General features: G+C 71.3%; 11 protein-coding genes and 1 tRNA gene. 6 read left to right on the top strand and 6 right to left on the bottom strand.

Annotated features, from left to right (window positions below; translation table 11 throughout):
• The coding region (locus H1A17_RS13240; protein ID WP_255542032.1) for a thiamine pyrophosphate-binding protein at positions 1 to 644 on the bottom strand (644 nt) is incomplete at its 3' end.
• Between the two features lie 163 nt (positions 645 to 807).
• A complete protein-coding gene (locus H1A17_RS13235; protein WP_145918039.1) occupies positions 808 to 1,611 on the bottom strand; it encodes an S-methyl-5'-thioadenosine phosphorylase in 804 nt (267 codons plus the stop codon).
• Between the two features lie 141 nt (positions 1,612 to 1,752).
• Between H1A17_RS13235 and H1A17_RS13230 the strand changes: the two genes are divergently transcribed.
• Together H1A17_RS13230 and H1A17_RS13225 are read left to right on the top strand one after the other, a co-directional pair.
• Positions 1,753 to 2,352 carry a YqgE/AlgH family protein gene (locus tag H1A17_RS13230; protein ID WP_088642982.1) on the top strand — a complete coding sequence of 200 codons (600 nt, stop codon included), beginning with the start codon at positions 1,753 to 1,755 and terminating at the stop codon, positions 2,350 to 2,352.
• A gap of 85 nt (positions 2,353 to 2,437) precedes the next feature.
• Positions 2,438 to 2,510, top strand: a tRNA-Ala gene (locus H1A17_RS13225).
• A 436-nt stretch (positions 2,511 to 2,946) separates the two neighbouring features.
• On the opposite strand, the gene H1A17_RS35070 is transcribed toward H1A17_RS13225, so the two are convergent.
• The gene (locus tag H1A17_RS35070; protein ID WP_255470128.1) at positions 2,947 to 3,075 is read right to left on the bottom strand and encodes a hypothetical protein; all 129 of its coding nucleotides are present in this window, start codon (positions 3,073 to 3,075) and stop codon (positions 2,947 to 2,949) included.
• Between the two features lie 513 nt (positions 3,076 to 3,588).
• On the opposite strand from H1A17_RS35070, the gene H1A17_RS13220 reads away from it, so the two are divergent.
• The 4 genes from H1A17_RS13220 to H1A17_RS13205 are packed head-to-tail and all read left to right on the top strand — an operon-like array spanning position 3,589 to position 7,165.
• The gene (locus H1A17_RS13220; RefSeq protein ID WP_194821985.1) at positions 3,589 to 4,554 is read left to right on the top strand and encodes an ABC transporter substrate-binding protein; all 966 of its coding nucleotides are present in this window, start codon (positions 3,589 to 3,591) and stop codon (positions 4,552 to 4,554) included.
• Between the two features lie 51 nt (positions 4,555 to 4,605).
• Positions 4,606 to 5,457, top strand: a complete 852-nt coding sequence (locus H1A17_RS13215) for an ABC transporter permease (RefSeq protein ID WP_194821984.1) — start codon at positions 4,606 to 4,608, stop codon at positions 5,455 to 5,457.
• Positions 5,454 to 6,296 (top strand): ABC transporter permease, encoded by an 843-nt coding sequence (locus H1A17_RS13210; RefSeq protein WP_194821983.1) that lies wholly within the window; start codon positions 5,454 to 5,456, stop codon positions 6,294 to 6,296. Before H1A17_RS13215 ends, H1A17_RS13210 begins: the two co-directional genes overlap by 4 nt.
• A gap of 23 nt (positions 6,297 to 6,319) precedes the next feature.
• Entirely contained in the window at positions 6,320 to 7,165 is an 846-nt protein-coding gene (locus H1A17_RS13205; RefSeq protein ID WP_194821982.1) for an ABC transporter ATP-binding protein, read from the top strand.
• A gap of 175 nt (positions 7,166 to 7,340) precedes the next feature.
• Here H1A17_RS13205 and drmC read toward each other — a convergent pair whose 3' ends face one another.
• The 3 genes from drmC to drmA are packed head-to-tail and all read right to left on the bottom strand — an operon-like array spanning position 7,341 to position 13,479.
• On the bottom strand, positions 7,341 to 8,144 hold the full coding sequence (gene drmC / locus H1A17_RS13200) for a DISARM system phospholipase D-like protein DrmC (RefSeq protein WP_194821981.1): 804 nt from the start codon (positions 8,142 to 8,144) through the stop codon (positions 7,341 to 7,343).
• Positions 8,141 to 9,979, bottom strand: a complete 1,839-nt coding sequence (drmB, locus tag H1A17_RS13195; RefSeq protein ID WP_194821980.1) for a DUF1998 domain-containing protein — start codon at positions 9,977 to 9,979, stop codon at positions 8,141 to 8,143. The genes drmC and drmB overlap by 4 nt, the downstream gene beginning before the upstream one ends.
• The gene (gene drmA / locus H1A17_RS13190; protein WP_194821979.1) at positions 9,976 to 13,479 is read right to left on the bottom strand and encodes a DISARM system helicase DrmA; all 3,504 of its coding nucleotides are present in this window, start codon (positions 13,477 to 13,479) and stop codon (positions 9,976 to 9,978) included. Before drmA ends, drmB begins: the two co-directional genes overlap by 4 nt.
• Positions 13,480 to 13,535: the final 56 nt, after the last annotated feature.

Here is a 13,535-nt window from a genome sequence, read left to right as displayed (position 1 = left end):
GGCCAGGCGGCGGCCCGGTCCACCGCCGCGCCGAGCACCAGCACCGGGTTGCGGGCGGCGGCGAGCAGCGCGGCGAACTCCCGCAGCCGACGCGGGTCGGGGGCGAACCGGGTGGCCACCGTCCGCACCTGCGGCGGCGGGTCCGCCGGCTGGTGCCAGTCGTCCAACGGCAGGGAGAGGTAGACCGGGCCGCTCGGCGGTTGGGCCGCCGTGGCGTACGCCCGCATGAACGCCGCCGGGACGTCCTGCGCCCGCACCGGCTCGTGACTCCATTTCACGTACGGCTGGGGCAGTTCGGTGGGGTGCCGGTTGGCCAGCCGGGGCTCCATCAGCAGCATCTCCCGGCTCTGCTGCCCGGCGGAGACGATCAGCGGCGTCCGGTTGTGCCAGGCGGTGACCAGGTTGCCCATGCCGTTGCCGGTGCCCGGGGCGGTGTGCAGGTTGACGTGCGCCGGCCGGCCGGTGGCCTGGGCGTACCCGTCGGCCATGGCGACCGCCGACGCCTCGTGCAGGGCGTGCACGTAACGGAAGTCGGCCGGGAAGTCCTGGAGGAACGGCTCCTCGGTCGAGCCGGGGTTGCCGAAGACCGTGGTCAGGCCGAGGGCGCGGAGCAGGTCGTAGGTGGTCTCCCGGACGGTCGCCATCGCCCTCCGCCTCCGTGTCCCCGGCCCGTCCGGTGTCCGCCGGGACCGGACCCCTGACCTGCCGAATCTATCGGGCGGCAGGCGGCGCTCCGCGCGCTTTGCCGGCGATTGCCCTGTCCGGGGGCGTGCCGGGCGCGCGTCGCGCCAGCTGTACGGCGACGGGTCAGGGGAGGGGGAACGGGGTGCGGATGCCGTCCAGCGCGTGCCCGCAGGGGCAGTCGCGGTCGGTGGGCAGGGCGGCCACCGCGTCCAGCAGCACGCCGCGCAGCCGGTCGGTGTTCTCGCCGAAGACCCGGAACACCTCCTCCTGGGTGACCGAGTCGCCCGCCTCCACCCCGGCGTCCAGATCGGTGACCAGGGCGATGGAGGTGTAGCAGAGGGCCAGTTCGCGGGCGAGCACCGCCTCCGGGTGGCCGGTCATGTTGACCACCGTGCCGCCCATCGCGGCGTACCAGCGGGATTCCGCACGGGTGGAGAAGCGGGGCCCCTCGACCACCACCACCGTGCCGCCGTCGACCGCCGGCACGTCGCGCCCGGCCGCCGCGCCGAGCAGGGTACGCCGCCCCACCGGGCAGTACGGGTCACCGAACGCCACGTGCACCGCGCCCTGGTCGTAGTAGGTCTGCACCCGGCCGCTGGTGCGGTCGATCAGCTGGTCGGGCACCACGAACGTGCCGGGGCCCAACTCGGGACGCAGCCCGCCGACGGCACAGGGGGCGAGCACCTGGCGTACTCCCAACGTGCGCAGGGCCCACAGGTTCGCCCGGTACGGAATCAGGTGCGGGGGGTGGCGGTGATCACGCCCGTGCCGGGGCAGGAAGGCCACCGACCGGCCGCCCACGGTGGCGATGGTGAGCACGTCCGAGGGGGCGCCGTACGGGGTCTCGACCTGGTGTTCCGTGGCGTCGTCGAGGAGCGCGTACAGCCCCGAACCGCCGATCACCGCGATGTCCGCCGTCGGTCCCATCGATCCTCCCTCGACCGCCCTCGATCACCTGTCGGTCAGACCTTAGCCACCGCACCGGGTGCAGGCTATGGTGCCAGGCATGGCGGTGAGAGCACAGATGGTCGGTGGTGCCCGGTTGTCGGACCCGGTGCGCGGCTGACGATGTCCGAGACGCAGGGGGAGGGACCGGCGATCAGCGGTCGTGCCGTGGAGTCGATGACGGGGCGGCTGCTGGTCGCGACGCCGGCCCTCAAGGACCCGAACTTCGATCGTACGGTGGTGCTGCTGGTCGCCCACGAGGCCAACGGGGCGCTCGGGGTGGTGCTCAACCGGGCCACCGAGGTGGCCGTCGCGGACGTCCTCGGCGAGTGGAGCGATCTCGCCCGGCACCCGGCGGTGCTCTTCGAGGGCGGCCCGGTGCAGCCGGAGTCGGCGATCTGCCTGGCCCGGATGCGTCATCCGATGCGCCGGCTGAAGGGTTTCCAGCCGATCTCCGGCGCGGTCGGCACCGTCGACCTGTCCTCCGATCCGGAGCGGATGCGCGACAGCATCGGCGGCATCCGGGTCTTCGCCGGCTACTCCGGTTGGGGGTCCGGGCAACTGGAGCAGGAGATCGAGGACGGCTCCTGGTTCGTGCTCGACGCGCTGCCCGGTGACGCCTTCGTCGACCGCCCGGACGACCTCTGGCCGATGGTGCTGCGCCGGCAGGGCGGCATGATGGCGGCGGTCGCGCACTTCCCGCCGGACGTGGCGTTGAACTGATCCGCCGGGGACCCCCGCGAGATGACCATGCTCGGCCGCGTGTGTATAGTTCTCTCCGTGCCCGGGCGACCGGGGACGACCGCAAGGGGCCGTGGCGCAGCTGGTAGCGCACCACACTGGCAGTGTGGGGGTCAGGGGTTCGAGTCCCCTCGGCTCCACCCTTGAGGCAACAGGTCAGCGGCCTGGTCGAGCATCGACCGGGCCGCTTTCCGTGTCCGGCCCCGGCTGACGACGCCGTCCCGGGCCAGGGGCGGCGTGAGTCGACGGGCTGACGATGTCGGCCACCCCGGCGTCGGCTGGGGTCGGTAACGCGGAGTGGCCGGTCGTCGTGACTACGCCCGTACCGGGCCGGCCACCCGCGCGCTGGGGTGTGGGGACCGGCCCACCTGCCCGGCTGGGGTCGCGGGGGTGGGCGGGTCTCCTGCGCCGGGGCCGGCGGGACGGCGGAGGGGCCGTCCCGGGTGTGGGGCGAGGGGCTGCCGCAGCTTCCGGGGTGCTGGGGTCACCGACGACGGGCGGCTCGGCCACGGTGTGGACAGGAGCGGCCGACGCGGCCGGATCTGGGCAGGGTGCGCCGGGGCGCGGAGTTGCCGATCAGAACGGGACGAGCGCCTTGCCCGCGCCGGTGCCGGGGCGGATGGCGGGGAACTCCGGTCCCTTCCAGTGGCCGATCGGCGCGCGGGAGATGGCGGGAACGGCCGCGACGGGCTCTTCCACGCTCATGTCCACTCCCGGGGGCCGACGGCATCTGGTGGAGAAGCTAGCCGCCGCTGTGGGCCCGGTCAACCAGGGGAGACGTATCGTTACCTGCGCGTTCGCCGGTGCGGCCGAGGTGCCGGCACCCGTCGTGTTGACGCAATGCGAGATAACATTCCGCATCTTGACAGGGGTTTTCGTGCCCCGTACCTTCGCTGCAAGTCGGCGAGGCGTCAGGGTGCTGCTGGGGTGCAGCCCGACCGCCCGAACCGACCGTGACCAGCGTTGCCCGGCCATGCCGTGACGCCGTCTGCGGTTCTCGCGGCCCTGATTGATCCCTCCCAATCTGGCAATTCAGGCATTCAGCACCATCACCAGTCGATGCAGTTCGCGTCGGACCCGCGCCGCAGCAGCCAGGCGGCCGTATCCGTCGCGGCGGAGCCGTCCCTTCGTATCCACCGAACGCCCCCACCCCTGCCACCGCCGGCATCGGCGGCGGGAGACGTCGGGGGCACGCGCGAAGCACATAGGAGCATCACGATGAACACACGACGTACCGGTGCGATGGTCGCCCTCGCCGCGCTGCTCTTCACGAGCGCCTGCGGGGGTGCCGAAGGCGCTGCGGACAACGCGGACGGCACCACGAAGGTCTCCGTCACCACGTTCGGCTGCGAAATCTGGAACACCTGGGCGATCGGGAAGGGCGTCTACGGCAAGCACCGCCTCGACGTCGAATTGGTCCGCTCCGGGGGCGGCTCGGCGGCGGTCGCCGCGGTCCTGTCCGGCGCGGCCGACTTCGGCTACGTCAACGGCTACACCGCGATCAACGCCTACAACACCGGCTTCCCGATCCAGATGGTGTCCGGAGTGAACGTCAACGCGCTACCACCGGCCAAGCCCGCGCAGGGCGTCTTCGTCGGCAAGGACTCCCCGATCAAGACAGCCGCCGACCTCGCCGGCAAGAAGATCGCGGTCAACGAGATCAACGGCATCAACCAGATCGTCACCGCGAGCTGGCTGAAGGCCAACGGCGTCGAGTCGGACAGCGTCAGCTTCGTGGCGCTGCCCTTCGCCGAGCAGGTCCCCGCCGTGCTCAGTGGACGGGTCGACGCCGCGCAACTGGGCTACTCGCTGCTGGGCAACAACAACGACAACGTACGCAGCCTGGCCGACCCCTTCGCCAGCAGCGACAAGATCTACATCGCGACCTACATCGCCGCCAAGAGTTTCGTCGGCAAGGGCGACGCCGCCAAGCGCTTCCACGAGGCGATCACCGAGACCGCGCAGCAGCTCAGCGACCCCGCCAACACCGACGAGGCGTTCCGGTTGCTCTCCGAGTGCCAGAAGGTGCCGGCGGAAACCCTTGCCGCACAACCGCAGAACGCCCTCGAAGCGGCGGTCGACGTCGCCGCGCTGGACCGGATGGCCCAGCAGATGGTCGACCTGAAGATGCTCCAGAAGAAGCCCGACCTGGGGCCCTTCGTCACCGACTTCGCGCGGTCCTGAACTGTCCTGTCGTCCCGGTAGGCGGGCCACCATGAGGGGAGAGGACGTGACATGGCGTCGGACGTCCACGTGATTGACCAGGTCGAGGCGGACGCCCGACCCACCGGCGGGCCCGTCGCGGCCCGCCGGTGGGGCCCCACACCCGACTGGGTGCTGGGAGTGGCGGGCGTGGTGACCATGTTCGTGCTGTGGGACCTGGTGGTCCGGACCGGGGCGGTCTCGGTGGACTCCCTGCCGTACCCGGTGGACACCCTGCAACGCGCCGGCGAACTGCTCGTCGACGCGACGTTCCTGACCGAGGTGGCGCAGACCCTGTGGGCGTGGCTGCTCGCCATGCTCGCCGCCAGCGCCGTCGGCATTCCGCTGGGGCTGACCCTGGGCTACTTCTCCGCCCTCTACCGGCCGTCGTCCTCGGTGGTGCACGCCGGCCGGTCGATCCCCTCCTCGGCGTTCCTGCCGATCGCCATCCTGATGTTCGGCCTGGGCACCCAGATGAAGGTGTCCCTGGCGATCTACGCGATCTTCTGGCCGATCCTGCTCAACGCGATGTACGGCGTCCGCGACACCGAACCGCTGATGCTGGCCACGGGGCGCAGCATGGGGTGGACGCGTACCCGGCTGCTGACCCGGGTGGTGCTGCCGTCGGCGGCCCCGTCCATCGCCACCGGGCTGCGGGTGGCCAGCTCGACGGCGCTCATCGTGGTGCTCTCCGCCGAACTGCTCGGCGCCACCAACGGGGTGGGAACGGTGATCACCACGTACCAGCAGGCGCAGCGACCCGACTTCGTCTACGCGGGCATCCTGCTCGTCGGCCTGCTCGGGATGGGCCTCTACTACGGCTTCAACCTGGTCGAACGCCTGGTGGTGCCGTGGGGCCAGGCACAGCGGGAGGGTGGACGATGAGCGGGCAGGGGCTGAGCCGGCCGGTGGTCACGTCGGCGCTGGCGGTGGGACGCGGGGTGCGGTCGCTGTGGCTGCTCGCCCTGCTGCTGGTGGTGTGGGAGGTCGCCGCCCGGATGGTGGGCTCCCTGTTCGTACCGCCGGTGTCGCAGATCTTCGGAGCGTTCGTCGACACCTGGCTGTCCGCCTCGCCGTCGTCGCTGTTCCTCAGTTCCCAGTTCCGGGCCGACGTCCTGCCGAGCCTCGTCCGGCTCGGCCTGGGCTACGGCGCGGCGACGGTGCTCGGCGTCGGCGGAGGCATCCTGATCGGGGTGTGGCGGCCGGCTGGCGCGTTCTTCAACCCGCTGATCCGGCTGGGCATGTCGGTGCCCGTCACCGCCCTGCTGCCCATCGCCATCGTGCTGTTCGGCATCACCAGCGGGATGAACGTCTTCCTCATCGCGCTGGGCTGCCTCTGGCCGATCCTGATCAACACGTACGACGGTGTCCGGGGCATCGACCGGACGGTGGTCACCGCCGCCCGGAGCATGCGACTGACCCGGCGGCGCTACTTTCTGCGGGTGCTGCTGCCCGGCGCCAGCCCCGCCATCTTCGCGGGGATGCGGATCAGCATCGGGATCGCGCTGGTCCTGATGGTGATCTCCGAGCTGTACGCCGCCACCGCCGGACTCGGGTTCTACATCGTGAGCCAGCAGCGGCTGTTCCAGTTCCCGCAGCTGTGGTCGGCGATCGTCCTGCTGGCGCTGCTGGGCATCCTCTTCAACGCCGTCTTCGCCCTGGTCGAGCGGGTGCTGCTGCGGTGGCACCGCAACGTGCGCCCCGACAGCGCGGAAAGCCACTGACCGACACCACGTAGGAGCCTCGGATGAACCCCGTGACGACCCGACCGCAGCAGCCCGGCACCACCCTCGACACCCCCGTGCTCGACGTGCAGGAGCTGAGCAAGTCCTACCGGTCCCGCAAGGGCGACGTGCCCGCCGTACGCAGCATCGAGTTCGCCGTCCACGCCGGGCAGTTCGTGTCGGTGGTGGGGCCCTCCGGCTGCGGCAAGACCACCCTGATGATGTGCATCGCCGGGCTGCTGCCCATCTCCGGCGGCGCGGTCATGTTCCGGGGGGAACGCATGTCCGGCCCCCGCGACGGCGTGGCGGTGGTCTTCCAGGACTACAGCCGCTCGCTGTTCCCCTGGTTGACCGTCGAGAAGAACGTCGCCCTCCCGCTGCGCGACCGGGGCCTGCCCCGCGCCGAGATCCGGCAGCGGGTGCAGGAGTCGCTGGAGATGGTGGGCCTGGCCCACGCGGCCGGGTTGCACCCGTGGCAGCTCTCCGGCGGGATGCAGCAGCGGGTCGCCATCGCCCGGGGGCTCGCCGTCCGGCCGGAAATGCTGATCATGGACGAGCCGTTCGCCTCGGTGGACGCCCAGACCCGGGCCAGCCTGGAAGACCTGCTGCTCAAGGTCTGGGCGGAGACCGGTACGACGGTGCTGTTCGTGACCCACGACATCGACGAGGCCGTGTACCTGTCCGACCGGGTGGTCGTGCTGTCCCAGGGCCCATCGGTCGTCGTGGCGGACCTGCCGGTCACCCTCGACCGGCCCCGCGACCAGATCGCGACCAAGCAGACCCCGCTCTTCGGTGAACTCCGCGAGCACGTCTACTCCCTGGTCATGGCGTCGCAGCGGCGGACCTCCCTGTCGGGGGAGCCGGGCTGACCGGGTGACCGGGTCGCGCTGATGCGGCTTACGGGCGGGACGGGCCTCTCGGGGAGGCCGTTCCGCCTTTCCGTCTGCTCTGCTGCTCAGGGCACACCGGGACTCGGCAGAGGAGCGCCGGGCAGGCTGGACCACCCAGGACGTAGGCGCTGGGCTGAGCCAGGTTGTGTGCTGCTTAGCGGAGTCGCTTCAACACGCCGGTCCGTGGATCGGTAAGGGCCCGGAAATGCGCGACGAGCCTACGCACCACCTCTGGATCATGGAGCACCACGCCGACCTCGATGTTGTGCGACAGTGCTCGGTCGGTGAGGTTGGCGCTGCTGATCACCGCTACCTCGTCGTCAGCGGCGATGAGTTTTGCGTGCAACGCGGCGCGTGGGCTCCCACTGGCGGCCCGTAGTACGGCCGGCCAGTGCCAGAACGTCGCCTGATGCCGGAGCGCGGCGAAGGTCGCGGCGGCCCCGGCGGACCCCCTTAAGGCACCACCGTCTTCGGTAGAGCTTTCCAGGATCAGATCGACGTGTACGCCCCGCTGAGCCGCGGACAGCAGTTCGTTGATCACCTCGGCGACCCCGTATGCGGCGAAGCTCGCCACGAGCAGCCTGCTCCGGGCGGTCCGGATGACCTCGACGACCACGGAGCTGGTGAGCCGCACCGGCCCGGCGGCGGTGGTCGGCCCGCTGACCGCCAACTCGGTGCGCCTGGCCTCGGTGCGCCGCTGCAGCAGGGCGGCGCTGCGCAGGGCGAGCGCGACGGCCGCACCCGGAAGGTCGGGTGCCTCGGTACGCCAGCCCCGGATCAGCCGTTCGGCATGGGTGCCGACCGAGAACCCGGGTCGGGCGTCGGCCAGCTCGGCGACCACCGCACCGTCACCGGGAGCATCCGCATCCACCAGCACATCGGCCCAGACGTCGAGGTGGTCGGCGGGGAGCGTGGTGGTGAGGTCGGCGATCAGTGCCGCGAAGCGCTCGTGGCTCACCGGGCGAAGAATCCGGAGCCGGGGTCGTTGAGCGTGTCGACCAGCAGTGCCCGGTCGAGGTAGTGGTTGCCCCGCTCGCACGAGGTCTCGGCGGCGAAGAGGCAGGCGTGGCAGGCGGCGGCGGACAGCCGGGCGTGCACGGTCGGGTCGTGTTCCGCACAGAGCGGGTCGGAGCTGCACAACCGGGCGGCTTCCAGGGCCCGCTCGACGAGGCCCCCCAGCCGGTCGCTGCGTCCGAGTGAAACCAGGCCGCCGAGGGTGCCCTCGCTGTCGGGTGCCGAGGTGTAGAGCAGCACCCCAGCACCGAGGGTGTCGTCCATCCGGCCGTAGATGCGCTCGCCGATGCCGGCGGCGCTGTATCCGCATTCCAGGGCCAACTCGCGGATGAGCACATGGGCAAGGGTGTGCAGCAGGACGTATCGGGCGCCGGGGTGCTCCTCCGGGTCGAGCCTGCGCTGTGCCCGCCAGCGGTCATGGGACCGGACCAGCAGCTTTTCACGCTGTTTGACCTCCGGTCGGTGTTCCCACTCGGCCACCCGCTCCTCGTCGAGGCGCAGGAAGATTCCCTCGCCCCGCATCTCGGCGCAGGGTAGCCAGGTCGGCTTGCCGACGGTGAGCGGAGCACGCCGCCGCTCCGGGGTGTCGAGCACATCCCACTCGGGCGCGTCGATCCGGGTGAAGCCGTACAGCGCGGAAACCTCGCGTAGGCGGGGGGCGAGGACCACCTCCCGCAGCCAACTCCGGTGCTGGGGTGGCACCGGCTCCGGGCGGGTGGTGAAGTCGGGCAGCTCGGTGCTGGTGCCGGCGGTGAACGCCCGCCACTCGGGTTTGCGCAGGTCACCGCTGTCATCCGGGGTATCGCCAGGCTCAGCCTTGTTGCGGCGCTGGATAGCCGCCCAGACCCGGTCGACGCCGTAGGGCTTCAGCTCGGCCCAGCAACTCTGGGTCTGCATGATCTTTTTCGCGGTGGCCTCGTCCAGCCCGGCGAGTACGCCCAGGTCCCGCCAGTGGTCGTCGACCACCTGATCGACCGGATGCTCGGCCCGGGGAATGCTGAACACCCGCAACTGCATGGCGAACCAGCTGTTGGTGGCACCGAGGGCGAGCGTCCGGGCAGGCGCGTCGCAGTTCCCGTAACTGCCGAGGTGGGGGTGACGGCCGCGGCAGGCGGGCAGGCTCCGCTCGGCGTGTAGGCCGAACGCCACCGACATCGGTCGGGACGCCCCGCACTCGCACGAGATGAAGATGTTGGCCGCCTCACCGGTGCTGCCGCGCTCGGTGAGGGTGAGCGAATGGCCCGCGCCCGGGTCCGTGCCGCCATGCGCGATGTAGGACCAGGGGAAGTCGTCCAGGTGGCCGTTGTCGCAGGCCAGCACGAAACGGGCCGGCACGGCGGTGGGGCGGGAGTTTCCGTTGCCCCGGCAACTGTGCACGTAACGGACCCGGTCCGGCTGGTAGGGCGACGGCAGCAGCTCGAACAGCCCGGAATCGGCCGGCGCGAGCCGGTTGCACCGGGTATCCGAGCAGCGCAGCCAGGTGGGGAAGAGGGCCACCGGCACGCCCACCCGGGTCCAGTCGGCGAACAGGTCTGACGTCTCCGGCAGGTGCGGAGGGAGCCGAAGGCTCTCCACCTGGTCGCCGAGCCTGCGCCGGACCGCCGTCAACAGTCGGTCCTCGGTGACCGGCGTCGAGTGGGTGAGGTCCCAGTGTGCCAACCCGAGGGTCAGCACCGACAGGCTGGGCAGGTCGGCGACCGAGCCGACGCCGTAGGTGTGCAGCAGCTGGTTGGGGCGCAACGCACCGACCCGCAGGTTGCGCGGCTGCGGCCCGCTCATGAGGATGCCCCTGCGACACCGCCGCCGAGGGGCGGAACGAACGGCGGTGGATCGTCCCCGATGGGACCGAGTTGGAGTTGGAGCTGGATGCCCGGCTCCACGTCCCGCAGCGAGGTGGGACAGGTGGTCTGCACCCACCGGCCCTCCTCCGGGCGGTGCAGCAGCCCGGCGACGTCGTCGCTGTGGTACGGCTTGTCGTAGGCCAGCCGCCGGGCCGGCCGGGCGCGTTCCCGTGCCCACAGGTCGAGGCGGGCTTCGAGTTCGTCCTCCACCCGCTGGCGGACGGTGTTGTCGGCGGCCACCTCGCTGCGGCGTTTGAGGTATCGCACCACGTGGTCGGCGAGCTGGCCGTGCCGGTCGAATTCCCGCGCCCGCAGGTTGCCGTTGTAGGTGCCCTCCAGATCGCGGACCAGCGCCACCAGCACCCCGGTCAGCCCCCGGTCGATGGCCCGCTCGGCGAACGGGGTCACCGACAGGGCCTCGACCTGGCGGTAGGCGGTGGCGTGGAAGTGACCGAAGCGCTCGAAGTGCGACAGGTCGCGTGGCCGGGCCCAGTTGAAGACGGTGAACACCAGGCCCGGCGCCCTACGCCCGACCCGGCTCGTCGCCTGGATGTACTCGGCGGCGGACTTCGGCTGGTTGGCCACCACCATCAGGCCCAGCCGTTCGATGTCGACCCCGACGGCGATCATGCTGGTGGCCAGGAGCACGTCGATCGGCCGGGGTGCGCCCTTGGCCCGGGTGGCGTCGAAGCGCACCGCGAGTCGGTCCAGCAGCGGCCGGATGGCGTCCGAGGGCATCCGGGAGGTCAACTCCTCCAGGTACGGGTCGTACCGTCGGGCGAGCCCGCGTTCGTCGGCCTTGATGAGACGGCTGGAGACGTCGTCCTCGACGAGCCGCCGCATGCCGCCCAGGTCACGCAGGCTGTTGAAGTAACCGACCAGCGTCATGTAGGGGTCGGTCACCGGATTGCGGCCGTATGTCTCGTGTAGCTTCTGCGCCGCGCCGAGCACGGAGACGTAGACCCGGATCAGGGTGGCCCGGAGTCGGTTGCCGTGCGCGCAGATGCCGACGTAACGACGGCCGGGACGTTCCTCGGTCGAGCGCTGCCGGGCGAAGAAGCTGTCGGAGGCGTCCAGGCCTGACGGGGGAAAGACCCGGGTCCGCCGGTTGAACAGCGCGCCGATCTGTTGCTGGGCCCGGCGTACGGTTGCGGTGGACGCGATCACCTTCGGCCGGGACCAGTGCCCCCGGGTCGGCTCCCAACTGGCCAGCCGGTCCACTGCGGTCTCGTACAGCCCGACCAGCGAGCCGAGCGGCCCGGAGATCAGGTGCAGCTCGTCCTGGATGATGAGGTCGGGTGGACGGAGTCGTCCGCACGCGACGACCCGGTTGCCCGGTCGGTGCCGCTTGCGCTCCCAGTCGGTCGATTCGAGATCCTCGGTGAGATAGCCGTGCTGGTCGCAGTGCTTGCCGACCCGACCGAAGAGAGCAGCGGTCTCGCCCTTCCACGGCAGCTGGGCGAACTTGTCGACGGTGGCGATCACCAGCGCCGGCGGGTGACGGTAGAGCTCCTCGTCGACCAGGATCACCGGCAGCCCCGCCTCGTCCTTCCGCGCCGACAGGCTGCCCACCTCGCTGAACGGGCACTCGACGTCGGGGCAGAGCACCAGGGTGCGCCAGTGGTCGCGCTCGACCACGATGTCCCTGCCGGGGTTGATCTTCGAGCCGCACCACGGGCAACTGGTGAGCTGGTGCGGTGAGCCGATACCCCGGTTGGAGCGGCCCCGCCGCCGCTCGTCCAGCCAGTCCTTGGCGTCCTGCGTGCGGTTGGGGGTGACCCGGCCGCCGACCCAGAGGCCGATCCGGATCGGCGTGCCACCCCAGGTCTGCGGCTCGGCGCGGCGCAGGCTCTCGGCCGCGCAGATCAGCGTCGAGGCCCGCTCGAACTGCTGGATGGTGAGCAGGCGCAGGGTGTACCGCATCAGCACCGCCAGCCCGACCGCACCGGTCAACCCGCCCTGGTCGGGCTGGCGACGGCGTACCGCAATGGTGAAGGCGGTGAGGCCGAGGTACGCCTCGGTCTTGCCACCACCGGTGGGGAACCAGAGCAGGTCGGCGACCGCCTTGCCCACGTCGTCACCCCGCTCCGGGTGCCGGGGGTCGGCCAGGGCCGGCAGGTTGATCAGGATGAAGGCCAACTGGAACGGACGCCACCTGTGGTTCTCCGGCCGGTCGGCGTCGGCGACCGCCTGCTCCAGCGGTATGCTCGGGTGTTCCCGCCGCCGGGCGGCGACGAGGCTGTGCACACGTTGCAGGTACATCGCCCGGTTGGCGAAGCCGAACGCCTGGCGGGCCGACGGGTCGGGGGAGGCAAGCAGCGTGATGCCGGCGGCGATCCGATCGGCGGCCTCCCGGGCGTCGCGCAGCGCCTCGCGCACCTGGCGGTGGTAGTCGTCGAGTCGCCGTGACGGGTCACCGGCGGTCGCCTCGTTGCGGTCGATCCACGCCTGGTAGCCGGCGACGAGCGGTCGCAACGCCGCCGTGAGGGCGTCGACCGGGCCGTCGGCCAGCTCGGCCAGCCGCCGCATGTCGAGCTCGACGTCCGCCAGCTCGGGCAGGTCGTCGTCCCGCTCGCTGCTGGGCACGTCGGTGAAGGGCATCTCGTGCGTGGGGACGGTCGCGGTGCGTACCGTAAGGGCACGTAGGGGATCGGTGGGGGACGGCTCGGCATCGACTCCTGTGCCGTGCCCCACCGCGAACTCGGGGTGGAACCGGTAGGCCATCGCCAGCCGGCGGCGTTCCGACTGGTCGGCGTCGTCGCCGCCGGTGACCTGCTCCGGCCGGGGCAGGAAGACCGGCTCGCCGTCGGTCGGGCCGGTCGCGGTCAACTCGACCTGGAAGATCCACCGCTTCGGCTGACGCGCCGACTCGCTGTGCTCCCGGTTCTCCAGGAAGAGCGAAACCAGCCACACCTCACCCAGGCGGCGCACCCGACCCCGCACCACGATTTTCGGCTGCGCGGCGTCGGGCTCCAGCGGTGTGATCAACCCTTCCCGCAGGGTTACGGTGACCGGGCCGCCACGCTGGTGCCGCCGCCAGACCGTGCCGCCTGCGTGCCCGTCGCGCTCGGCAACGGCGGTGTCGTAGCTGCCCCAGGCGGCGGTGACCCGCAGCTCGGCGACCGACGACGGCACGCTGACGGTGAAACCGAGCGCGGAGGGGGCCAAACTCGGCACGTTCGGCGCGGTCGGCTCGGCACCTCCCTCTGCCGGGTCCGAGGCGGTGGCCTCGGCGAAGGTGTCCTCAGTGGCCGGGTCGACCGACGTGCCGTTGGGCGCCAACCGCCCGAGAATGTAGCGGTCGAGCGGGTTTTCCCTGGTGGAGAACTCTTCCGCCGGCCCGCCGAGCGGCCCGAGCAGGTCGGCCAGGACCAGCCCTTGCAGCTCGTCGCGAATCGCTCGCTCATCCGGTACGGCGAGCACACCCTGCCCAGTCACGGAAGTGACCGTAGCGGCTCGGTCGACAGGGAGAGCAACGACAGTCAGAAGGCCCT

Origin of the sequence: Micromonospora sp. S-DT3-3-22, assembly GCF_015354745.1 — a bacterium.
Classification (GTDB): domain Bacteria; phylum Actinomycetota; class Actinomycetes; order Mycobacteriales; family Micromonosporaceae; genus Micromonospora; species Micromonospora wenchangensis.
Note: the sequence above shows the minus strand (reverse complement) of the source record. Positions and strands in the feature narration are given on the sequence as shown.

What these genes read in the sequence shown, in the direction of transcription:
- H1A17_RS13235 (WP_145918039.1), bottom strand. Translation starts at nt 1,611, where the DNA reads ATGGGACCGACGGCGGACATCGCGGTGATCGGCGGTTCGGGGCTGTAC.
- H1A17_RS13230 (WP_088642982.1), top strand. Translation starts at nt 1,753, where the DNA reads ATGTCCGAGACGCAGGGGGAGGGACCGGCGATCAGCGGTCGTGCCGTG.
- H1A17_RS35070 (WP_255470128.1), bottom strand. Translation starts at nt 3,075, where the DNA reads ATGAGCGTGGAAGAGCCCGTCGCGGCCGTTCCCGCCATCTCCCGCGCG.
- H1A17_RS13220 (WP_194821985.1), top strand. Translation starts at nt 3,589, where the DNA reads ATGAACACACGACGTACCGGTGCGATGGTCGCCCTCGCCGCGCTGCTC.
- H1A17_RS13215 (WP_194821984.1), top strand. Translation starts at nt 4,606, where the DNA reads ATGGCGTCGGACGTCCACGTGATTGACCAGGTCGAGGCGGACGCCCGA.
- H1A17_RS13210 (WP_194821983.1), top strand. Translation starts at nt 5,454, where the DNA reads ATGAGCGGGCAGGGGCTGAGCCGGCCGGTGGTCACGTCGGCGCTGGCG.
- H1A17_RS13205 (WP_194821982.1), top strand. Translation starts at nt 6,320, where the DNA reads ATGAACCCCGTGACGACCCGACCGCAGCAGCCCGGCACCACCCTCGAC.
- drmB (WP_194821980.1), bottom strand. Translation starts at nt 9,979, where the DNA reads ATGAGCGGGCCGCAGCCGCGCAACCTGCGGGTCGGTGCGTTGCGCCCC.